Here is a 23639-nt window from a genome sequence, read left to right as displayed (position 1 = left end):
GAACTTTGCAGAGAAATATCAAACTCACTATTTTGAAAACAAAACAACATTCATCCGCACATCTCTTCGAAATTAATCTTTACATGCAACAAGCTATTTTTGCTCTAATAATTCTATTGTGTCTGTTTTCTATTATTTCTCCGCCAATTGCATTATTATTAGGAGTGGTTATGGTCAATGTTTTCGGAAACCCGTTTGTTGAATTCAATCATAAAGCCATTACTTATCTATTACAATTTTCAGTTGTGGGTTTAGGTTTTGGAATGAATGCAGCGAATGCAGTATCTGCGGGAAAAGAAGGCTTTTTACTGACCGTATTTTCAATCTTCAGCACTTTATTGTTGGGAACATTTCTGGGGAAATGGTTTAAAACTGATAAAAAAACATCCCATTTAATTTCGTGCGGAACAGCGATTTGTGGTGGAAGTGCTATTGCAGCAATTTCTCCTGTAATCAAATCAAACGAAAATCAAACTTCAATCGCTTTAGGGGTTATTTTTATTTTGAATTCAATTGCATTATTTGTTTTTCCGTTTATTGGCCATCAGTTAGATTTATCTCAAAAAGAGTTTGGCCTGTGGTGCGCCATCGCCATTCACGACACGAGTTCAGTTGTAGGAGCAGCCAATAAATACGGAGCTGAAGCTTTGCAAATCGCAACAACTGTAAAATTAGCCAGAGCATTATGGATTATTCCAATTTCGCTTTTAACAGCAGTAATTTTTAAAAATAAATCTCAAAAAATAAAAATTCCTTATTTTATTGGTCTGTTTATTTTGGCAATGCTTTTTAACTCTTATGTGCCTGCGACTTCGATTATTTCTCCGTACATTGTTAGTCTTGCTAAAATTGGTTTAACCATAACGCTATTTTTGATAGGAGCGACACTGAATATAAATACCTTAAAATCAGTAGGAGTAAAACCGTTATTACAAGGCGTTTTACTATGGGTATTTATAGCCTGCCTAGGTCTGGCATCAATTTTATATTTGAATTAAAGAAGCAAGAGCTTAAAACTATTTTACATTTGAGAACTTGACAATTGGTTTGTCGACCATCTTATAGAATTTTCCTTTAAAAGAAAAATGCTTTTCAATCTCAAAGTTGAATTGCTTTTTTGTTTTAGCCATTGCCGCTATTTCTTGTGGTGGAGCAGTTTCAAATTCGTCATTTGCTTTTTCAGCCTTACTAAAAGAACCGGTTGTTTTAATGATAATATCTCTAAAATGTTTTTTATTGTTATCATTCACCACTTTATAAGAACTTGACCATTTTAGACTTGCTACATTTGTAAGCTGATAATCATAAACTTCCATAATGGGCTGGTATTTACCATCAAATCCGGCAACCAGATAGAGAACACCTTCAAAAGGGCCACCGGCACCACCGTTGACATGCAGTAAAGTAAAGGCATATTGATCCTCTCCAATTTCTACTAATTTTGGTTTAGGGGCCTGAGCAAATGCACCAAAAGCCGCAACACCCGGCTGAAAAGATCTCATCTCCCAGGTTTTATCATTTTTAGCAAACTTGGCAACACCTACAAGGCCGCCGGAAAATCTTCCGGTTTGCAATCCGTCTTCATCATAAACGGAATGATTAAATAACAACAATTTGAATTGATTTCCTTTTGAATCCGTGTAATCAATATTAGAAAGTAGTCTTGTCGCAACACCTGTTGAGTAAGGAAATATTTGATCACCCTCGACACCATTAACATCAGTATAAGAAGTTGTTTTACAATTTTTACAGTTCCAGCTTATAAAAGTATTATGATCAGAGAGGTTGTATAATTTTCCAGCGAACAACTTCTGCATCGTTTTTACCCCATCTAAGGGATCCGATATTTTTAGTGTTCTTTTGGTATTTAAAATTGTGTCGTTAACATTTTTAAGTTGTACACTATCTTGTGCCTGACAAGAAAATAGCACTAGAAAATAAAAGAGAAAAGAAGTTGTCCAGTTCATTGTGTTGGTAAGAATAATTTAAATTCAAATTTACATAGTTTTTCTCAAGTAAAAATGTAATAATTATATGTTTTTAGAACCTATCGTTTTACAAGAAATTCCTAATGGGATTTTTAATAAGATTAAGCGAGATGTTTTTTCTTGAATTAAATAAGTAAAATTATTGTTGTTCTATTATTTTAACAGTAATGAGATGATAAATTTATTTTAAATAGTTAAAAATGCATTTTTCGTATTATAGTTTGATGAAATAGCATCAGTTTTATCTTACTGAAAACTAAATATTTGCATAGAAATTTAATAACCACAAAAACTTTATTAACTATTAAAACCAAAATTTATGAAAAAACCACATTTTATGACACAAAGCTTTAAAGCTGCAAGTGTTTTATTTTTAGCGCTGAGTATGACGGTACTTGTAAGCTGCGAACAATCTGATACAGAGGAAACTGCATCAATTGCAAAAACAGAAACGGCAATACCTGAGATTTCTGCAGTACAATCAAATTTAACAGCGAAAACAACCTCAACATTTGGTGATATTGGCAATGGGGTTAATTTACAGCCTTCTTATTACAACGGAGGAAATTGCGATTTGGGCTGGAATCTAATGAAGCAGAATACCAAAATCAAAACAGTTCGTATCGAAGTAGAGCCCGGTCAGGAAACCAATGCCAAAAGATGGATTTCTGAAGCGAAATCAAATGGATTTACAGTAATTGTAAGTTATCACAAATCAAGTGTGTTAGGATCTGACAGTACAGCCGAATTAAATGCAGCTGCTACTTGGTGGAAAAACAATTACAGTTCTTTAGGCGGTAATTTTATCATTAATCTTTCGAACGAGTGGGGGAGCCATAATATCACGGCAGCGGCATACGCGGCAGCTTACAATACCGCCATTACAGAAGTTCGTAAAGTATATAGTGGCACAATTATTATTGACATTCCGGGTTGGGGACAAGAAACTGCTACCGCAGCCTGTGCTGTAAAAGGTTGTGCAACAGGGCAAACTAAAATCAATGATACTAAAATCATTCTTTCGGCACATATCTATCCGGGAGCTTATAATCAGGCTAAAGGACGTTATATGAATACATCAGACATTGATGATCTGGCCTCATCAGGGAGACCATGCATGATTGGCGAATTCGGTAATAGCGGCGGATCTGGCGCAGATTGGTCCGGCATCGTAGATTATGCTAAAAATAAAGGATGGACTATTTTAGGCTGGGCCTGGAATGGGGATGGAGGTTCTATGAATATGATTTCACCTCAGTTCCAGTCTTATGTTAGCGGAAGCCCGAAAACGTACACTCAATCTTCTTATTTTAATGTTGTTTACAACAAATTATAAGAATTGATTTTTTTTTTCAGCCACAATGTTGTAAGAAATGTTTTGTGGCTGAAAAATCTAAAAATTAAGGATCTTTTTAATGTCAAAAATTAAATTATCACAATATTAGCAAGTATTGTTTTGAATTATCTTTAAATGAGATAAATTTGCAACAAACAAAAAAATGCAAATGAAAAATTTTAAAATGAAACCAAGACTAATCGCTTTTATTGTATTAGGAATTGGATTTTTGACATTATCATGGGGAATCGTTGGCCATGAGCGTATTAATAAAGCTGCAGTGATGGCTTTGCCGCATCCGCTTCAGATTTTTTTCTACAATCATATCGATTTTATTACACAAGAAGCTTCTGTCCCCGATATTCGTAAATATGCCTTAAATTATAAAGAAGAGAATCCAAGACATTATTTTGATATGGAAAATTTTGGCGCTGCTGACAGCCTGCCAAAAACGATGGAAGAGGCAAAGAAAAAATACGATACTAAATTTTTGAACGAAAATGGGATTTTACCTTGGTATATCGAAGATATGATGGGTAAACTAACCAAAGCTTTTAAAGATAAAAACAGAGCAGAAATTTTATTTCTTGCTGCAGATTTAGGACATTACATAGGTGATGCACACATGCCGCTGCATACTTCTGCCAATCACGACGGACAATTGAGTGACCAAAAAGGAATTCATTCTCTTTGGGAAAGCAGACTTCCTGAGTTATTTGCTAAAAATTATAAATTAAATGTTCCACAGGCACAATATTATGAAGATGTTCATAAAGCAACCTGGGATATGATTAATGATACACATAGCTTAGTTAAACCATTATTAGATATTGATAAAAAACTAAGAACCGCGACTCCTGAAAATAAGGTTTTTAAAATGGATGCTGAAGGGAAAGTATTGAAGAGCAAATACAATTCAGCTGTTTTCTCTGATGAATACGCTAAAAAATTACATGAAGACTTAAACGGAATGGTGGAAAGTCAAATGAGAAAAGCGATTACAGCAACTGCGAGTTTTTGGTACACTGCATGGGTAAATGCAGGAAAGCCAGATCTAAGTGACTTAGACGCACCAGCGGTTACACAAAGAAACAACCAGGCTTTAAGAGACGATTTAAAATTGTTCCAACAAGGAAACTTATTTGGAATGAAGAATCAGAACGACTAAGACGGTTTTTTGTTTAAATACAAATTTAAAAAAGCCTCAGATTCATTGAATTTGAGGCTTTTTTTGTTATTCTATCATTTCGATGTAAGGAGGAATAACATGCGATGATCAAAAAAGAGTGGTTTTTCTTTACGGAATTTCTTGTGCGGTTTCTCCCTACGTCGAAATGACAAGAACGCTTAGATATTTAGCAAAAAAACATTTAAATTTACGTAATATAATTGTTATCTCTTGTATTAATTCCTCTCTCAAAAAAAGTTTAAATTTGTAATTTTTATATTCAATTTTAAGTAGGCTTACTTCTGATATTTCTTATGTTTCAGCATATCCGAAGCCGTTTGATAAAAAGAAATTGTCTCATTAACCAAATCTGTTCTTTGGGTTTTCATCGGGATTTCGTTATAATCAATTTGATATTCCGGAGTAATTCCAGGTTTTGTATTTATTTGCAAATCAAATTGTTTGACTTGTTGTTTAGGTGATAAAATAGTCAAAACATTATCTTTTATTAAGCCTAAATCCTGATAAGTAGCGATAAAAGCTCTTGGTTTATAATCCGGTTTTAAAACATCCTGACCAAAAAATTTGCTTTCATAATTAAAATGTAATAACCCAAAAAGAGTAGGCATTAGATCAATTTGTGACATTACCTGATTGTACTGTTTTGGTTTAGCGGTTGGATCATAAATAAAAGCCGGAATTCTGTATTTATCTAAAGGAAGTTCTGTTTTTCCGGCACTTGAAGCACAATGATCCGCAACAATTACAAAAACTGTATTCTTGAACCAAGGTTGTTTGCTCGCCATTTCAAAGAATTTTCGCAAAGAATAATCGGTATATTTTACACCACCATCACGAGATTTAATATCACCCGGAATATCAATTTTATTGTTTGGATATGTAAAAGGCCTGTGATTACTTACTGTCATAATATGGTTAAAGAACGGTTTGTTCTCTTTTACTTCAGCATTCATAACCTTAATCGCTTTGTTGTACATGTCTTCGTCACACACTCCCCAAACATTTTCAAAAGTGATTTCTTCAGGAGAAAAACTCGATTTGTCTACAATTTCATAGCCATTTCCGGAATAGAAATCCTGCATATTATCGAAGAAAGCATCTCCGCCATACATAAATTTTACATTGTAACCTTTTTGTTTGAAAACAGCTCCTGTCGAAAACTTATTTTTGTTGTCCTCTCTTTTTAAGACACTTTCACCAGGCGTAGGCGGCAGGCATAACGTTACCGCCTCAAGTCCGCGAACAGTTCTGTTTCCTGCGGCATATAGGTTGGTAAATAGCAAACTTTTTTGTGCCAGACTATCTAAAAAAGGCGTAATGTTTTGCTTATTTCCATACATTTTAATGAATTCAGCACTGTAACTCTCAATCGTAATAAGCACTACATTTTTATGGTTTTCCAGAGAATCACTTGTAATAGTTCGTTGTGTAGTTGCTCCGGAAATCGATGGTAATTGTTGTTTTAGAAGTTCAAAAGCTTTTTCGTCTGGAAGCGTTTTGTAAAACTTAAAATAATCGAGTTTATTATTTTGAAAAGCCAGGTAAAATTTATACAGCCCATTTGCTTGTAATTCATTAACAAAGACATTTTTAGAGTTTTCGGTTTTTGCTAAAGTAGGTATTGCAACGAGAGAAGCAGCAAACAAAATAATATAAATGCCACTAATTTTTATTTTTTCTATTAAAGACGGAACATTCTCTATGTAGTTTCTGGATCTTTTTACAATAAAATAAGTAAAGATTCCAGTTATTATAAATAAAGCAGAAAATAAAGGAATAACAGGATAAGATTGCATAATGTTCCCGATAACTTCATTGGTATAAATTAAATAATTTACAGCTATAAAGTTGTATTTAACCCCAAATTCATTCCAAAAGAAATACTCACTTAAGCCATTTTGCAGAATTAATAAAACATATAAGAAGATCACGAAAGCAAATAACCAATATCTGATTTTGTCCCTTAGCTTTGGAAGAAAAAGTAAAAGGGCAAAAAGTGCCGTTTTAATCCCGATAAATATCAAAACAATTTTCGGTAGTGCACCGCCGTATTCATCCAGAATAGTTTTTCCGGAAGCGATATAAAGAAACAAAGAAATAAACAAGCCTAAAATGATATAACCGTACGGCTTATTGTATTTACAATTTGAAATAAAAATCAAATACAAATACAAAAATATACTCGCCACTATAAAAACAAAAAAATCAGAAATAAGTCCAAGCACAAAGATTTTAAGGCTCTCAAGAATTGTAAATGAGCTTTGTGTTATCGGGTGAAAAAATAAAACAATTCGTAATACAAAGCTTACGGCGAAGTAGAACAAAGCAAGATTATAAAATGGAGATAATTTCTTGTAAAAATTCATAGAGTTATTTTTTTAAGCAAAAATAATCCTTATAAATTAGTTCTGGATTAAGTTCTACTTTCACATTACTTAACTTTGTCTTAATATTCGCTTAAGATGATTTTATTTGCCTTATTATAGTGGTTTTAAGTAATTTCTGAAGTCAAAATTTTTATCTTTGACCATCAAAAAAAGAATTTTTCATCTAAATTACATAATTAAATGCACATTTTAATAGTTGAGGACGAGTTAGGTATAATTCAGTTTTTGCAACAGGGTTTGCAGGAAGAAGGCTATCAGGTTACTACTGCAAATGATGGTTCTAAAGGTTTTGAATTAATTCAGGATCAGCGATTTGATTTAATTTTACTCGATTGGATGCTTCCTAAAATCAATGGTTTAGATTTATGTAAAGCGATTAGGATAAAGGATCAGACAACCCCTATTATTTTTTTAACAGCCAAAGATACCGTTCAGGAAACGATTGAAGGATTAAAGGCCGGGGCAAATGATTACATCAAAAAGCCTTTTAGTTTTGAAGAATTGGTTGAACGTATAAAAATTCATTTTAGAAATAAAAAAAAATCAGAAACCCTCACACTGGGAACGATTAAAATTGATTTGTCAAAACATATTGTTATAAAAAATGATGAAGAAGTAGCCCTTACGCAGAGAGAATTTGAATTGTTGAAATATCTAATTCAGAACAAAGGAAAAGTGTGCACCCGAAATCAAATTTTAAGAGATGTCTGGGAGATTAATTTTGAATATGACACTGGTGTAATTGACGTTTTTATGAATGCGATCAGAAAAAAACTCAATTTAAAAATTGAAGAAGATTATATCAAAACAATTCGCGGTATTGGCTATATCGCTAACGATTTATAGATGTTACAACTTTCCTTTAAAAACAGAATAGCTTTAAATTATATTATCACCACGGGATTGTTGATTTTAGTGGTATTTTCAGTTATTTATTCTATTGTAAAACATACTGTTTATAGTCATATTGATGACAATATTCATGTCGAAATTCAAAATCATTTAGATGAAATCAAGGAAGAAGGAGGAAAGGTAATTCTTATTGATGAAGAAGAATGGAACGAGCGGGAACACAATACAGTCGACGTAAACCCTGTGTTTGTAGAGTTTCTGGATCTGAATAAAAAGATTATTGAAAAAGCGCCTAACCTTAAAACAGAAACATTACAGTTTAATGATTCCGTAGAAGATTTTGAGTTATTTGATACAAGAATGGGGGATCACGCGATCAGGCAGATACAAGTACCTCTTCATCTGAAAGGGAAAAAGATAGGATATGTACTTGTGGCAATGTCTTTGGCAGATTCAAAAATGGTACTGAATAATTTGTTTGACATCATGTGCCTGTCCTTTTTAGGTATTTTATTATTGTTGTTTTTTGTCGCCAGATTTTTTGCAGGACGAAGTATAAAACCGATAAACGCAATAATCAATACCTCAAAGATTATCACAAAAGATAATTTGAAAACCCGTATCCCATTGCCCAAAACCAGGGATGAATTACACATACTTTCTAAAACGATAAACAATTTACTGAACCGAATTGAAGATGCAATCGAACGTGAAAAACAATTTACCTCAGATGCTTCCCACGAGTTAAGAACGCCACTTACAGTAATAAAAGGAACTCTTGAAGTTCTTATTCGTAAACCTCGTGATAATAAGGAATATGAAGAGAAAATAAATTATTGTATAAAAGAAGTAGATCACCTAAATACACTGGTCGATCAATTGCTGTTAATGGCACGTTTTGAAAATCAGAAAAAAAATATAAAGGCAGAGTCAGTTTATCTAAATGCTGTCATTTTAGATGTGCTGAAACTAAATTCAGATAAAATAAACACCCGTAAAATCAATATCAAATTTGACGCTCAGGAAGACTATTACATCCAATCCGATAATTTCTTAGTGATTACAATTTTGAGGAATATTATCTCGAATGCGATTAAATATAGTAATACCCAAGGAGAAGTAAGTATTTTGTTGTCTAAACAAAGTGAAAAAATAATTTGTAAAATTTCAGATAACGGAATCGGAATAGCAAAACAGGATTTAGAAGCTATATTTAATCCTTTCTTCAGATCAAATTCAACGGATCATCCTGAAATCAAAGGAAATGGATTAGGTTTGTCAATTGTAAAAAGAATCACAGAATTGCTTCATATTAAGTTTAAAATTGAGAGTGAAATAGGAGTAGGAACAACTGTTTTACTGAATTTTAACGAAAATATGAAATCGTTATAGTAAATTTAAAAAGTGTATTAAATGGAGGCGTCGGCTTTTTTTTAACAATAAACTGTTGTTAAGTTAAATTAAAAATTGCTTTTTTATGAAATTAACTAGTATATTTGCAACCGAATCAAAGAATTATAAAATAAACCAAGTCATGATTTCTATTCAATTACATCACCATCATTTTCATTATTGCTCTCAGGCGATGTGTTAATGGTATGCATGTAAATCATCATATTTTAAAACCCGTTTGAGTACATCAAACGGGTTTTTTAATTCCAATTCTTTGTACTCAAACTATTAATCCAAGAAAAACTAAAAAAAAATGAGTACGTTAAAAATTGCAATTCAAAAATCAGGTCGTTTAAACGAAGACAGCATTCAAATCTTAAAGGATTGCGGTATTTCGATCAATAACGGAAACGATCAGTTAAAAGCCGAAGCTTCCAATTTTCCTTTAGAAGTTTTATACCTGAGAAATTCAGATATTCCACAATATTTAATTGACGGAGTCGTAGATCTGGCTATTGTTGGAGATAATTTATTAGTAGAAAAAGGAAAACATATTGAAGTCATTCAAAAACTTGGATTTTCAAAATGCAAAGTTTCTGTTGCTGTACCTAAAACCTTCGAATACAATTCTATTCAGGATTTAGCAGGTTTACGTGTTGCTACTTCTTATCCAAATACGGTAAAGGAATACTTTAGTTCTTTTGGATTAACAGTTGATATTCACCAAATTTCAGGTTCTGTAGAAATCGCTCCAAACATTGGTCTTGCTGATGCAATCGTTGATATTGTTTCAAGCGGAAGCACATTATTCAAGAATAACTTAAGAGAAGTAGAAGTAATCCTGAAAAGTGAAGCAGTACTTGCGGTTTCTCCAAAAGTTTCTCCTGAAATCCAAAAACACATAGATACTTTAAAATTTAGAATTCAGTCTGTTTTAAGAGCACGAAATTCAAAATACATCTTAATGAACGTGCCAAACGATAAAATTGATGAAATTGGAAAAATTTTACCGGTTTTAAGAAGTTTAACCGTTTTACCATTAGCACAGGAAGGTTGGAGCAGTGTTCATTCGGTAATTGATAAAGATACCTTTTGGGACGTAATCGATAAACTAAAAGAAGCAGGTGCCGAAGGAATTTTAGTTTGCCCAATTGAGAAAATGGTCTTGTAATCAAATTCCAATTTTTTAAATTCCAAATTCCAAACGTCGGCAACAGCCAGTCATTTTAAGTTCAAAGAATATAAAGAAAACTTAACGTTCTCTGTGTTAAAATAATTATAGACAACAGCTTTGCGAACTTTGTGTTTTTCAAGGCAAAGAATAGATAAAAAAACCTTGCGAACTTTACGGTGAAAACATAAAGTTTAGCGGTTAAAAACAATACACAATGAATAAAATAGACAATCCAAAACCAGATACCTGGTCAGAAATATTAAAAAGGCCAACGAAAACGATCGATGATATCGAAGTTACAGTCAAAGAAATATTCAAAGAAGTGCAGAAAAAAGGAGATGAAGCTGTAGCAAAATACACTTCAATTTTCGATGGAATTGCTTTAGAGAATTACGAGGTTTCATCAGAAGAGATTCAGGAAGCCGTTAATTCAATTTCTTCTGAATTAAAAGACGCTATTCAGTTAGCCAAAGAAAATATTTTAAAATTTCACACTGCACAAAAAACCGAAAGAATTTCTATTGAAACTATAGAAGGAGTGAATTGTTGGCAGGAAAAAAGACCGATTCAAAAAATAGGTTTATACATTCCGGGTGGAACTGCTCCTTTATTTTCAACGGTTTTAATGTTGGCTGTTCCTGCTGAAATTGCGGGCTGCAAAGAAATTGTTTTATGTTCACCACCGGATAAAACAGGAAAAATAAATCCTGCGATTTTGTATGCTGCAAATTTATGTGGTGTTACAAAGATTTTAAAAGTAGGCGGAATCCAGGCAATTGCAGGAATGACATTTGGCACAAAATCGATCCCTAAAGTATATAAGATTTTCGGACCCGGAAATCAATTTGTAACGGTAGCCAAACAATTAGCAACGCAATTTGGCGTAGCAATTGATATGCCAGCCGGACCTTCAGAATTATTGGTTGTAGCAGATGATACAGCGGTTCCTGCCTTTGTAGCTTCGGATTTATTATCTCAGGCAGAACACGGAACGGACAGTCAGGTTATTTTAGTTTCGACGTCTAAAAAACTGATTGATGCAGTAGAAAAAGAAGTACAAATTCAGGTTGAAGCTCTGCCTAGGAAGGAAATTGCTAAAAAAGCAATCGAAAATTCAAAATTGATTTATGTCAAGAGTGATCAAATTGCTTTGGATTTAATCAACGAGTACGGACCGGAACATTTTATTATTTGTTCAGAATTTGATGATTTTTATTGTAACGGAGTTTTGAATGCAGGTTCGGTTTTTATCGGTAATTATACTCCGGAAAGCGCTGGAGATTATGCTTCAGGAACCAATCACACGTTGCCAACAAACGGGTATGCCAAAAATTACAGTGGAGTAAATCTGGATAGCTTTATGAAATCAATGACATTCCAGAAAATCTCTGAAAAAGGGATTCAAAACATAGGAAAAGCGATTGAAATTATGGCTGAAGCCGAGGGTTTACAAGCGCATAAAAATGCTGTAACGCTGAGATTAGAGAGAATAAAGAGAATAGAATAAAGAGAATAGAATAAAGATAAAGTCTGTCATCTTGCTTCTATACTCTTGCACCTTAATTCTAAAAAATAAAAATAAAAAATGGACTTTAATATAAATGACATAACACGTGAAAACGTAAAAACATTAAAACCGTACTCGTCTGCACGTGATGAGTTTGAAGATTTTGATACCGCTAAAATGATTTTTTTGGATGCCAATGAAAATCCGTTTCAAAACGGTGTGAACCGTTATCCGGATCCGCAACAAAATTCGGTTAAAGCGATTTTAGCCAGGAATAACAATGTAAAGGCAAGTCAGATTTTATTAGGGAACGGGAGTGATGAAGTTTTGGATTTACTTTTCAGAGCTTTCTGTGAGCCCAAAACAGATAATATTATTTCGTTGCCGCCCACATACGGCATGTATAGTGTTCTGGCGAATATTAATGCGGTTGAAAACAGAGAAGTTTTGCTTTCTGCTGATTTTCAGCCAGATGTTGATAAAATTTTAGATGTTGTTGATGATCATACAAAAATTATCTTTTTATGTTCGCCAAACAATCCAACCGGTAATTCTTTTTCGGACGAAGGCGTGGTAAAATTGCTTCAGAATTTTAAAGGTTTAGTAGTAATTGATGAAGCTTATATTGACTTTTCGGATAAGGAAAGCTGGCTGACAGAAATCGATGAATATCCTAATTTGGTCATTACACAAACGTTATCTAAAGCGTATGGTTTAGCCGGAATCCGTTTGGGGATTTGTTATGCTTCAGAAGCTGTAATTTCAGTTTTAAACAAAATAAAGCCTCCTTATAATGTAAACGAATTAACACAGCAAAGAGCAATTGTTCGTTTAAATGATTCAGATAAAATAAAAAAAGAAATCGTCTCTATTATTGAGCAAAGAGAAGAATTACTTAAAGTTTTACTTGAAGTTGGTTTTGTAGTGAAAGTTTATCCAACTGAAGCTAATTTTGTTTTAGTAAAAGTAGATGATGCCAATAAGAGATATGATCAGTTAATTGAAAAAGGAATTGTAATTCGTAACAGAACAACTCAGCCTTTATGCGAAAATTGTCTGCGTTTTACGATTGGAATACCGGAGGAAAATTATAAATTAATGGATGTGTTATTGAGATTAAATAAGCAGGAAATTTAAAAAAATGGGAATAATAAAACTAAATAAAATTTTAATTATATTTTTTTTGAGTATTACTTCCTTACTGAAAGCGCAAGATAGTTTACGTATTCCAAAAAAAGCTAAAGTGTATTTTTTAAGGTCTAGCGGTTTTGTTGGATCAGGAGTTTCCTTTAAAACATATATTGATGGTGAACTTGTTTGTAGATTAGGTAATAAAAAATACTCGATTCATGAAGTTTTTGAAGGAAATCACGAATGCTATGTTTTGTTTGGCGGATTAAAGATTAATGAAAAAGTTGAAAAATGCGAAATTAAGGTTGAAGAAAACAAAATAACTTATGTTCAGTTTTTTTTAGACAATGGAATTTTAGGCTATAAAATTTATTGCAAAGAAATTACAGAGGATGATGCAAAAAATAAAATAAAGAAAATGAAGGAAGATGTAAAATGCCTGTAATTTTATTCTGAATTTATTTATATAAGAATGTAATATGAAAAAAGTGCTTTTTATCGATCGTGACGGAACGATTGTTTTAGAACCTGAAAATTATCAGTTAGATGCTTTGGAGAAAGTAGAATTTTATCCAAAAGCTTTTCACTATCTGGCTAAAATTGCCAGTGAATTAGATTACGAATTAGCGATGGTAACCAATCAGGATGGTTTAGGAACGGACAGTTTTCCGGAAGATACGTTTTGGCCAACGCAGAATTTTATTTTGAGAGCTTTTGAAAATGAAGGCGTTTTGTTTGATGATATTTTTATTGACAGATCGTTTCCGGAAGATAATGCACCAACACGCAAACCGAGAACGGGAATGTTGACAAAATATATTGATAATCCGGAGTATGATCTGGCCAACTCGTTTGTTTTAGGAGATCGTTTAACGGATGTGGAATTGGCAAAAAACTTAGGCGCAAAAGCCATTTTTATAAATGAAAATGATGGAATTGGAAGCAACGAAATTTCATCGAAGCGCGAAGAATTAGACGATACTATTATTCTTCAAACGATGAGTTGGAAGGAGATTTATGAGTTTTTGAAACTAGAAGCGCGTTCGGCTTCGATTACACGTAAAACCAACGAAACAGATATTTTTATTGACCTGAACCTTGACGGAATCGGAAAAAGTAAAATTGAAACCGGAATTGCTTTTTTTGATCACATGTTAGATCAGATTGCGCGTCATGGTCAAATGGATTTGGAAATTCTTGTAAAAGGGGATTTAGAAGTTGATGAACATCACACGATTGAAGACACTGCCATTGCCTTGGGTGAAGTTTTTGCAAAAGCACTAGGTAATAAATTAGGGATTGAACGTTACGGATTCTGTTTGCCAATGGACGATTGCCTGGCACAAGTAGCAATTGATTTTGGCGGAAGAAACTGGTTGGTTTGGGAAACCGAATTCAAACGTGAGATGGTAGGTAAAATGCCAACAGAAATGTTTTATCATTTCTTTAAGTCATTCTCTGACGGTGCAAAAGCCAATATCAATATAAAAGCCGAAGGAACAAACGAACACCACAAAATTGAAGCTATTTTTAAAGCTTTCGCAAAAGCCATAAAAGTAGCTGTAAAAAGAGATACGGAGAAAATGATTTTGCCTTCGACTAAAGGCATGCTTTAGGTTAAAAATTGTTTCAAGTTTCCAGTTCTGTAGCAACTTGAAACTTGAAACCTGAAATAAAAACAAATGAAATTAGTAATCATAAATTACGGGGCAGGAAATATTCAGAGTATTATGTTTGCTATCGAAAGACTGGGATTTAAAGCCGTTTTGAGTAATAATCCAGAAGAAATTTTAGCGGCAGATAAAGTCATTTTTCCGGGAGTTGGGGAAGCAAGTTCGGCGATGAAAAAACTGAAAGAAAGCGGCTTGGATAGTTTGATTCCCACTTTGAAAAACCCTGTTTTAGGTATTTGTCTCGGAATGCAATTGATGTGTAATTCGTCTGAAGAAGGAAATACGAAGGGTTTGGGAATTTTTGATGTAGATGTGATTAAATTTACCTCAAAAGTAAAAGTACCACAAATGGGATGGAATCAAATCTATGATTTAAAATCGGATTTGTTTAAAGGGATTTCGGAGAATGAATTCATGTATTTAGTGCATAGTTTTTATGCCCCAAATTGTGAAGAGTCTATTGCTACGACAAATTATGAATTAGAATACGCATCCGCTTTGAAGAAAGGAAATTTTTACGGAACGCAGTTCCATCCGGAAAAAAGCGGGGCTGTAGGAGAGAAAATATTGGACAATTTTTTAAAGTTAAATGCCAATTTTTAAAATTCCAAATCCCAATAGCAATATCAAAAATCAATTACAATATCAACCGAAATCAAAAATCGTTAATCAACAATCAAAATAAAGAGTTTGCGACTTTAGACTTTCTAACTTTAAGATTTAAAAAAAATGAGAATAATACCGGCTATAGATATCATCGACGGAAAATGTGTTCGTTTGTCAAAAGGCGATTACGATACTAAAATAATTTACAACGAAAATCCACTTGAAGTAGCGAAATCATTCGAGGCACACGGAATCGAATATTTGCATTTAGTAGATTTAGACGGGGCAAAATCGAGTAAAATTGTCAATTATAAAATCCTGGAACAAATCGCAACTCAAACAAGTTTGCAAATTGATTTTGGTGGTGGTTTAAAATCAGATGATGATTTAAGAATTGCTTTCGAAAGCGGTGCAAGTCAGATTACAGGTGGAAGTATCGCAGTAAAAAACAGGTTAATTTTTGAAAAATGGATTTCAGAGTATGGCTCAGAAAAAATTATTCTGGGTGCTGATGCCAAAGATGAAAAAGTAGCCATTTCAGGCTGGTTAGAAGATTCAGACGAAGATTTGATTCCGTTTATACAGGAATATCAAACTAAAGGAATTCAGTACGTTATTTGTACGGATATTGCAAAAGACGGAATGCTTGAAGGCCCAAGTTTTGATTTGTATGGTAAAATTTTGAAAGAATGCAATGTCAAATCGAGCGGAGCCGAGATTAAATTAATTGCTTCCGGTGGAATTTCGACTTTTGATGAATTGCCAAAATTGGCACATTTGGGTTGCGAAGGAACAATTATTGGAAAAGCGATCTACGAAGGTAGAATTACTTTGAAGCAACTGGAGAATTATATAATTAGAAAATGAGATAATTAGTCAATTAGATAATTCTGTAAGTTGTGCTCAAAATTATCTAATTAAACATTAAAAACACATGCTATGATAACATGTCATTTAAAATACATTATAGATCCTTATCAATTAGAGGCTTTTGAAGATTATGGTAAAAGATGGATTAAAATCGTAAATCGTTTAGGCGGTCAGCACCATGGTTATTTTATGCCTTCGGAAGGGGCAAATAATGTTGCGTATGCTTTATTTTCTTTTCCAAGTCTGACAGATTATGAAAATTACCGAAAAAAAATGTTTTCAAAGGACGATCAGGAGTGCGTAGAAGCTTTTAAAATTGCTGAAGAGACCAGATGTATCGTAAGTTATGAGAGAACGTTTTTAAGTCCTGTATTTGAGTAGAAAGAATTAGATAATGAGAAAATTAGTTAATTAGATAATTCTTTACATTGTGTTCAAAATTATCTGATTATCTAATTCTCAAATTTACACATTAAAAAAAAAATGTTAGCAAAAAGAATCATTCCTTGTTTGGATATAAAAAACGGAAGAACCGTAAAAGGGGTTAATTTCGTTGACTTGCGTGATGCAGGAGATCCGGTGGAACTGGCAGAAATTTATTCGGCAGAAGGTGCTGATGAATTGGTTTTTCTGGATATTTCGGCTACTGAAGAACGTCGTAAAACGTTAGTCAATATGGTGCGAAGTGTTGCTGAAAAAATCAATATTCCGTTTACCGTTGGTGGCGGAATTTCGTCTGTAGAAGATGTTGAAATCCTATTGAATAATGGGGCTGATAAAGTTTCGATCAATTCATCGGCAGTCAAAAATCCACAATTAATCAATGATTTGGCACAGAAATTCGGAAGCCAATGTGTTGTAGTAGCTATTGATGCCAAACAAATTGAGGGACAATGGATCGTGCATTTAGTTGGTGGAAAAGTCCCAACAAAATTGAATTTATTCGATTGGGCTGTTGAAGTCGCAGAACGAGGCGCAGGAGAAATTCTATTTACCTCAATGGATAATGACGGAACTAAAAATGGTTTTGCCAATGAGGCTTTGGCTAAATTATCTGAATTGATTAACATTCCGATTATTGCTTCCGGAGGCGCAGGAAATATTCAGCATTTTGTAGATTCATTTAAAATAGGAAAAGCCGATGCCGCTTTGGCAGCAAGCGTTTTTCATTTTAAAGAAATTGAAATTAAAGCTTTGAAAGAAGAATTAAGAAATAATGATATCGAGGTAAGGATCTAAAAGTTAAATCGCAATTTTTAAATCCTAAATGCCAATTGCAATATCAAAAATAAAAGAAAACAAATCAAAAATCTATCCCGATAGCTATCGGGGCTAAAATATAAAATACAACATGAAAGTAGATTTCACAAAAAGCGCACACGGATTGATTCCGGCTATTATTCAGGATTCAGAAACAAAAAATGTTCTGATGTTGGGATATATGAACGAAGAATCACTTCAAAAGACTATAGAAACACAAAAAGTAACTTTTTTTAGCCGATCCAAACAAAGACTATGGACAAAAGGAGAGGAGAGTGGTAACTTTTTGAATCTGGTAGACATCAAGAATGATTGTGACGGTGATACGCTTTTAATTCAGGCAAAACCTGTAGGGCCAACATGTCACACAGGCGCTGATACGTGTTGGCAGGAAGAAAACAAAGAGAGTTATGGTTTTATTTCCGGTTTAGAAAATACCATCAAAATCAGAAGGGAAAATGCTGATTCTGAGAAAAGTTACGTAGCTTCCTTATTCGAAAAAGGAATCAATAAAATTGCTCAAAAAGTCGGGGAAGAAGCCGTAGAAGTAGTAATTGAAGCCAAAGATGATAACGATGATTTGTTCTTAAGCGAAAGTGCTGATTTATTGTTTCACTATTTGATTTTGCTACAGGCAAAAGGTTTTAAATTGAATGATGTTGTTGATGTTTTGAAAAAACGTCAGAAATAGTTTTTAGAAATGTCTTTAATTTTCTCTTATCAGACTGAGGCGAAGTCGAAGTCACGTTTGCTGAATTACTTTGCGGGACTTCGACTTCGCCTCAGTCTGACAAAAACAGTATCTTGGTAAAAAATATCAAGCCTATGAAATTTTATATTTGTTTACTCTTGCTTATAAATACTTCTTTTAATTATGGATTTAAAAAACGTGAATTGCCGTATTCAATTGTTATTTCAAAAGCAGATTTAATTGTAGACGGAACTATTTCTAAAGTTTCAAAAAATGAATACGAATTTGAGATAGGTCAGTTTCTAAAAGGAAAATCAGGGTCAAAAATTAAAGTTTTAATTTGGAAAGAATGGTTATGTGACCCAAGGATTAAAGAATTAAAAGCCGGTCAGAGACTTATTTTGTTTTTAGAAAAAACGTCTTATGGTATTTTTACTCCGGTTAATGAGAGTACCGGAGAGATATACATTGATAGTGATGCTTTTATAAATATATTTCTTCCTAAAGAATTTTCTAATCCCATAGTTTTTAAAAAAGGAGTATCAATGTTTATTGAAACCTTTAATGTTTGTGGGGATTTAAAGGATCGATTTTTACAGAATGTTTATTTTATTTCTAATAAATCTATTTTTGAAATTTATAGAATGACAGAAAACAATCCGACTTTTAAGTTTTTAGTACATAACGGAGTTGGAGATTATATAGTAAACGAAGTCCCGGCGAGGTTCCAATTAAACAATTAATCAATCAAATAAACATTACTCCACAAATTCAAAAGTCGCAAATTCTTCCGGCTGATGAAATCCAAATTTTAAACTCTTATAATATTGTAATGCAGTATATTCAGTTGTATTACCGTAATCAATTCTAAAAGTGTTTCCTCTCCATTTTGTTCCTGCTTTTGGTTTGAAAAAATGACCATTTTTAATCCCTTCTAAACTGGAAAATGGAATTTTAATCTCAGTATTAAAACCTTCAGGAGTTATTTTGCTTACAGTTTCCAATCCTGTAATATCAAAAGCCATAGAAGTATTCCAGCCACCGCAATTGGGCGAAATGCACTTGAGCAACAGATCATAATTAGAAGAAAAAGCATTTACTCCAATTTCTATATAATTCTGTCCATCTCCGTCGGGGTCTATAAAAATTTCTACTAAATCATCAGTACTAAAAATCGGGGAATCTTTTTTCTGAGCTGATCCTACTATTTTAGTATCGGCAGCATGATAGGCGATATAGAGGTTTTCGTCATTCCACGAAAGTGAAACGAAGGTATTTTGAATTGCTTTTTCTCCGGAATTATGAATCACAAAGGAACCTAGAAAAGGTTTTTTCCAATCTGATAAATCCCCATCAATAGTTATTTTTTCAGTCGTTTTATAGATAGGAATCGTTTGTGCAAAATTTGTCATCGAATACATGAGACATAAGACAGTAGTGATTGAATTAATTTTCATAAATATTATAAATGAATTTGATCAGCTAAAATACAGAAGAATAAATGAATTTTAACATTAAATTTTCCGAATCAGGATTACAAAATCATTCAAAACTTAATTCGAATGTTTACATTTGTTGAAGGTTAAGCAGGTTGAAAGACTCCTTAATTTCGATTAAAAGAAAACATCTATTTCGTATGAAAAAATACTTTGGTGGCGTTTTTATCGCCTTTTTGTTCGGTTTTACAGCTCATGCTCAAGGACTTTTGAACAAGTCTGAAACAGTTTTTACACATCAGGACTCTTTACGCGGAAGCATTACAAAAGAAAGAGTTTGGTGGGATTTAAAATATTATCATTTAGATATAAAAGTAAATCCAAAAGAAAAAACGATTACAGGTTCAAATACTGTTCGCTACACAGTTTTAAAGGATTATAATAAAATGCAGATCGATTTGCAGGAACCGATGCAAATTTACAAAGTGACGCAGGACGGAAAAGAATTGAAATTTGAAAGAGACGGAAATGCTTTTTTTATTCAGTTAACATCAGCACAAAAAGTAGGCGAAACGAAAGAAATCGTAATCTCATTTGGAGGAAAACCTAAAGAAGCCATTAAGCCACCGTGGGATGGAGGAATTACCTGGAAAAAAGATAAAAACGGAAAAGATTTTATTGCTTCATCTTGTCAGGGATTAGGCGCAAGTGTTTGGTGGCCTTGTAAAGACCACATGTATGATGAAGTAGAAAATATGCTGATTTCTGTAAATGTTCCGGGAGATTTGACTGACGTGTCTAATGGGAGATTACAGAGCGTTAAAAAAGAAAAAGACGGAACAAAAACTTTTAATTGGTATGTTTCGAACCCCATTAATAATTATGGCGTAAACATTAATATTGGTGATTATGTTAATTTTTCAGAGAAATACAAAGGAGAAAAAGGGGATTTAGATTGTAGCTATTACGTTTTGAGGTATAATTTAGATTTGGCTAAAGAGCAATTTAAGGATGTTCCAAGAATGTTAAAAGCATTTGAAAACTGGTTTGGACCATATCCTTTTTATGAAGACAGCTATAAATTGGTAGAAGCACCTTATTTAGGTATGGAGCACCAAAGCAGTGTAACTTATGGAAATGGTTATAAAAATGGTTATTTAGGACGCGATTTAAGCGGAACAGGTTGGGGATTAAAATTTGATTTTATCATCATCCACGAATCCGGACACGAATGGTTCGCGAATAACATTACCTATAAAGACATTGCAGACATGTGGATTCATGAGAGTTTCACTAATTATTCTGAAAGTTTGTTTATTGAATTTTATTACGGCAAAGATGCAGCTGCAGAATATATCATTGGATGCAGAAAAAACATTCATAATGATAAACCAATTATCGGGAATTATGATGTAAATAACGAAGGGTCAGGGGATATGTACCCAAAAGGAGCAAACATGTTGCACATGATCCGTCAGGTAATCAATGACGATGCAAAATGGAAATCAATTTTAAGAGGTTTAAATAAAACTTTTTATCATCAAACTGTCACCAGTAAGCAAATTGAAGATTGCATTAATACAGAGTCAGGAATTAATTTTAATAGAGTTTTTGCACAGTATCTAACAACCACTCAAATTCCGGTTTTTGAATACATCTTTAAAAATGGAACTTTTGGATATCACTGGACCAATTGTGTAGCTAAATTTGATATGCCGCTAAGAGTAAAATTAAACGGTGAAGAAATTTGGTTAAAGCCAACCACAGAATGGAAATCAGAAAAAACAACCAACGATAAGCGAACAATTGAAGTTGATAAGGATTTTTATGTAACGAGTTCTAATATTGTAGAATAGACTTATAAAATTCCATTATTTTAAAATCCCAAACTCCCATTAATTGGAATTTGGGATTTTTTTTGTTTAGTAAAGCAGATAGTTGAGAATTCTGCTCCTTTTTATTTCTAAAGAAATCCCGGCAAAGTTAGTCAAATTGTTTGTACAGGAATTGCTTAGCATATGTTTTTTGTTTGTACGAATATTACCTTTTATTTTTTAACTTAGACACAATAATCTACATCTGAGTAACTTAGCTCAGATAGGTTGAATAAGCGTAATCCGAAAAGCTAAAAGAGTAGGAAACAAATCAAATCAAACAATTATGAAAAATTTAAAAAACCTGAAAAATCTTGAAATTTTAAGTAAGAATGCTCAGAAATCTATTTCCGGAGGTATTCCTTTATGCAGTATATTATGCGGTGAAGCGGGAGGAGTTATTTCGAATACGCCGGGTAGAGGAGATGTTTGTCAGCCGGGAACTACGGTTTGTTGTTATTGCAGATAAATTTCAGCAAGTTTATAATTTAAGGTAAACCCGACAAGTTCCAAAAACCTGTCGGGTTTTGCATTTTTTATTGGAATTTGAAATTTTTATATTTGTCATTTTATTTACTAACGACTATTCAATTTCGCTTTTTCCTTTATGATATCGGCAATTTTTCGGTTTTGGATTTTGCTTTCCAGCCATGAAATAATATCTAAATAAAGGAAAGCCCTTTTTTCGTAAGTATTTTTCTCCAGCTCGATAAAACGCAAACGCATTTTGATGAATTCTTTTTTAATATCGGCAGGATACAAGTTATTCAGGTTTCTCAAAAACTTGATAATTTCTTTTTGAACTTCGTGCAAGTCGTTCATTTTTATTAGAAACTTATAAGTGTTTTTAAGGTGATTTTCTAAATAATAATCTTTTCCCAGTTCATAATGTGCAATCAAAGACAGTAGTCTGGCAAAACACATTAAATCTTCACGCATAGACAAGTTTTTGTTATTGATGATTTTATCTAAATAATAAATACATTCAGTATACTTTTCATTTCCAAAATAAATAGAAGCAATCTTATAGAAAAATAACATTTCGTGATGTTCATCAAGATGTTCGTTGTGAATTTTAATTTTCTCTAAAATTTCAGGAATCAAATATTCGCTTTCTGCAAAAGTACCTTCCAGAATATGATAATTTAGTTTATTATTATAGAGATATAAAAAGGATAGTGAGGCAATATTATCATTTACCGGGAATTTAGGATCTTCAATGGTTTCTTCTAAAAGCGTCAAATACTTCTTGAAATTTGATTTGTATTTCAACATATACAAAGATTCTAAAAAGTAATGATTTCCTTTTAGAAAAAATACCGGATTCTGATAAATCATATTGGGATTGTCATAGAATAAGCGTACCCATTTATACGCAAATTTATAACTTGCAAGAAAGTCCTGTACCAGAAAACTTCGCCAGAGATTAGCGTTATAAAACCAGTACTTCTCGCGGAAGCCAAATTTGCTTTCATCTAATTTGGCAATATGTTTATTAAAATAGTCGTCAATATATTTATATTCTTCGTCATTTTTTACATAACCCGTTTTAAGCATGATTCCGTAAAGCTGAAGCGATAAATTCGATAATTTACTTGAAATTGTATTTCTGTAATTCAATTCTTTGGCCTGAATAACCAATTCATCCGCACGCCCCTGAATACTTCGGGTAATATATTGTGATTCGATTAGTTTTTCGAATTCTACAATCTCATACGCCATATATTTTTCATCATTTTCAAGCGCAATGATTTTGGTCTTATCCAGAATCTTTAAACTCTGTTTATATAATCCTTTATTATATAAGATACCGGCAAAATCGATTTGCTCACGCAACTGATAACGAATGTTCTGACTCGGGATATTCAAACGTATACTCACAAGGATTTGTTTGTACAAGTATGATTTTAAATTAGATAGCTGTACTTTTTTAATGATTCCGCTTTTCAGGATAAGCTTTTCATCGTAGTTTTCAGACTTGTCTAAAATATTAAATAATTCAATGAATTTAGTGTTAGAACTCGTCTCTAAACGGCTTGCAAAAATCTTAAACTGTCTTTTTTCGGATTTAGAAAGTGATTTTATTAATACAAATAAGAAATCTTTTTGATGGTTAGCCATTGTAAAATATAATAATATAACTTATTGGTTTTTAGTTAATTAACACGTTATAAATTGCGTTATGAACAGTATAATTTCATTAAAATGAATTTCGTACTGAAGAAGTACAATATATATTTGTTATCAAGATGTGAAATTACATTAAATAAATG

22 protein-coding genes are annotated in these 23639 nt (G+C 32.8%); 18 read left to right on the top strand and 4 right to left on the bottom strand.

Annotated elements, in window-relative coordinates; all coding sequences use genetic code 11:
• Window positions 1–32 precede the first annotated feature (32 nt).
• A complete protein-coding gene (locus ACQY44_RS25460; RefSeq protein WP_428233075.1) occupies window positions 33–998 on the top strand; it encodes a YeiH family protein in 966 nt (321 codons plus the stop codon).
• 18 nt (window positions 999–1016) lie between these two features.
• Here the strand turns inward: ACQY44_RS25460 and ACQY44_RS25455 are convergent, their stop codons facing one another.
• Complete coding sequence (locus tag ACQY44_RS25455; RefSeq protein ID WP_428233074.1) at window positions 1017–1967, bottom strand: hypothetical protein; 951 nt, start codon at window positions 1965–1967, stop codon at window positions 1017–1019.
• 340 nt (window positions 1968–2307) lie between these two features.
• Here ACQY44_RS25455 and ACQY44_RS25450 point away from each other — a divergent pair, with 340 nt between their 5' ends.
• On the top strand, window positions 2308–3324 hold the full coding sequence (locus ACQY44_RS25450) for a glycoside hydrolase (protein ID WP_428233073.1): 1017 nt from the start codon (window positions 2308–2310) through the stop codon (window positions 3322–3324).
• 169 nt (window positions 3325–3493) lie between these two features.
• Entirely contained in the window at window positions 3494–4492 is a 999-nt protein-coding gene (locus tag ACQY44_RS25445) for a zinc dependent phospholipase C family protein (RefSeq protein WP_428233072.1), read from the top strand.
• A gap of 296 nt (window positions 4493–4788) precedes the next feature.
• Here the strand turns inward: ACQY44_RS25445 and ACQY44_RS25440 are convergent, their stop codons facing one another.
• Window positions 4789–6879, bottom strand: a complete 2091-nt coding sequence (locus ACQY44_RS25440) for an LTA synthase family protein (protein ID WP_428233071.1) — start codon at window positions 6877–6879, stop codon at window positions 4789–4791.
• Between the two features lie 201 nt (window positions 6880–7080).
• Between ACQY44_RS25440 and ACQY44_RS25435 the strand changes: the two genes are divergently transcribed.
• The 13 genes from ACQY44_RS25435 (at window position 7081) to ACQY44_RS25375 (ending at window position 18799) form a co-directional block, all read left to right on the top strand.
• Entirely contained in the window at window positions 7081–7746 is a 666-nt protein-coding gene (locus ACQY44_RS25435) for a response regulator transcription factor (RefSeq protein WP_428233070.1), read from the top strand.
• Window positions 7747–9144 carry a HAMP domain-containing sensor histidine kinase gene (locus tag ACQY44_RS25430; RefSeq protein WP_428233069.1) on the top strand — a complete coding sequence of 466 codons (1398 nt, stop codon included), beginning with the start codon at window positions 7747–7749 and terminating at the stop codon, window positions 9142–9144.
• Between the two features lie 313 nt (window positions 9145–9457).
• Window positions 9458–10315 (top strand): ATP phosphoribosyltransferase, encoded by an 858-nt coding sequence (gene hisG / locus ACQY44_RS25425; protein ID WP_072963464.1) that lies wholly within the window; start codon window positions 9458–9460, stop codon window positions 10313–10315.
• A 217-nt stretch (window positions 10316–10532) separates the two neighbouring features.
• A complete protein-coding gene (hisD, locus tag ACQY44_RS25420) occupies window positions 10533–11825 on the top strand; it encodes a histidinol dehydrogenase (protein ID WP_428233068.1) in 1293 nt (430 codons plus the stop codon).
• Between the two features lie 78 nt (window positions 11826–11903).
• Window positions 11904–12962, top strand: a complete 1059-nt coding sequence (hisC, locus tag ACQY44_RS25415) for a histidinol-phosphate transaminase (RefSeq protein ID WP_428233067.1) — start codon at window positions 11904–11906, stop codon at window positions 12960–12962.
• Window positions 12963–12966: 4 nt separating this feature from the next.
• Entirely contained in the window at window positions 12967–13401 is a 435-nt protein-coding gene (locus ACQY44_RS25410) for a hypothetical protein (RefSeq protein ID WP_428233066.1), read from the top strand.
• Window positions 13402–13435: 34 nt separating this feature from the next.
• Entirely contained in the window at window positions 13436–14572 is a 1137-nt protein-coding gene (hisB, locus tag ACQY44_RS25405; RefSeq protein WP_428233065.1) for a bifunctional histidinol-phosphatase/imidazoleglycerol-phosphate dehydratase HisB, read from the top strand.
• 66 nt (window positions 14573–14638) lie between these two features.
• The gene (gene hisH / locus ACQY44_RS25400; RefSeq protein WP_428233064.1) at window positions 14639–15232 is read left to right on the top strand and encodes an imidazole glycerol phosphate synthase subunit HisH; all 594 of its coding nucleotides are present in this window, start codon (window positions 14639–14641) and stop codon (window positions 15230–15232) included.
• A gap of 126 nt (window positions 15233–15358) precedes the next feature.
• Window positions 15359–16102, top strand: coding sequence for a 1-(5-phosphoribosyl)-5-[(5-phosphoribosylamino)methylideneamino]imidazole-4-carboxamide isomerase (hisA, locus tag ACQY44_RS25395; protein ID WP_428233063.1), 744 nt, complete (start codon window positions 15359–15361; stop codon window positions 16100–16102).
• A gap of 72 nt (window positions 16103–16174) precedes the next feature.
• Entirely contained in the window at window positions 16175–16486 is a 312-nt protein-coding gene (locus tag ACQY44_RS25390; RefSeq protein WP_428233062.1) for an NIPSNAP family protein, read from the top strand.
• Between the two features lie 102 nt (window positions 16487–16588).
• Entirely contained in the window at window positions 16589–17344 is a 756-nt protein-coding gene (gene hisF, locus ACQY44_RS25385) for an imidazole glycerol phosphate synthase subunit HisF (RefSeq protein ID WP_428233061.1), read from the top strand.
• Between the two features lie 112 nt (window positions 17345–17456).
• Complete coding sequence (gene hisIE / locus ACQY44_RS25380) at window positions 17457–18056, top strand: bifunctional phosphoribosyl-AMP cyclohydrolase/phosphoribosyl-ATP diphosphatase HisIE (protein WP_428233060.1); 600 nt, start codon at window positions 17457–17459, stop codon at window positions 18054–18056.
• Window positions 18057–18190: 134 nt separating this feature from the next.
• The gene (locus ACQY44_RS25375) at window positions 18191–18799 is read left to right on the top strand and encodes a hypothetical protein (RefSeq protein ID WP_428233059.1); all 609 of its coding nucleotides are present in this window, start codon (window positions 18191–18193) and stop codon (window positions 18797–18799) included.
• A 15-nt stretch (window positions 18800–18814) separates the two neighbouring features.
• Here ACQY44_RS25375 and ACQY44_RS25370 read toward each other — a convergent pair whose 3' ends face one another.
• A complete protein-coding gene (locus ACQY44_RS25370; RefSeq protein WP_428233058.1) occupies window positions 18815–19513 on the bottom strand; it encodes a sugar-binding protein in 699 nt (232 codons plus the stop codon).
• Window positions 19514–19692: 179 nt separating this feature from the next.
• Here ACQY44_RS25370 and ACQY44_RS25365 point away from each other — a divergent pair, with 179 nt between their 5' ends.
• Together ACQY44_RS25365 and ACQY44_RS25360 are read left to right on the top strand one after the other, a co-directional pair.
• Entirely contained in the window at window positions 19693–21348 is a 1656-nt protein-coding gene (locus ACQY44_RS25365) for a M1 family metallopeptidase (protein ID WP_428233057.1), read from the top strand.
• A gap of 304 nt (window positions 21349–21652) precedes the next feature.
• Window positions 21653–21835 (top strand): hypothetical protein, encoded by a 183-nt coding sequence (locus ACQY44_RS25360; protein WP_428233056.1) that lies wholly within the window; start codon window positions 21653–21655, stop codon window positions 21833–21835.
• Window positions 21836–21942: 107 nt separating this feature from the next.
• Here the strand turns inward: ACQY44_RS25360 and ACQY44_RS25355 are convergent, their stop codons facing one another.
• Complete coding sequence (locus ACQY44_RS25355) at window positions 21943–23487, bottom strand: hypothetical protein (RefSeq protein ID WP_428233055.1); 1545 nt, start codon at window positions 23485–23487, stop codon at window positions 21943–21945.
• Between the last annotated feature and the right edge of the window lie 152 nt (window positions 23488–23639).

Source organism: Flavobacterium sp., from assembly GCF_965277525.1.
GTDB lineage: Bacteria > Bacteroidota > Bacteroidia > Flavobacteriales > Flavobacteriaceae > Flavobacterium.
The sequence above is the reverse complement of the archived record's forward strand: the minus strand, read 5'-3'. Positions and strand labels throughout refer to the sequence as shown.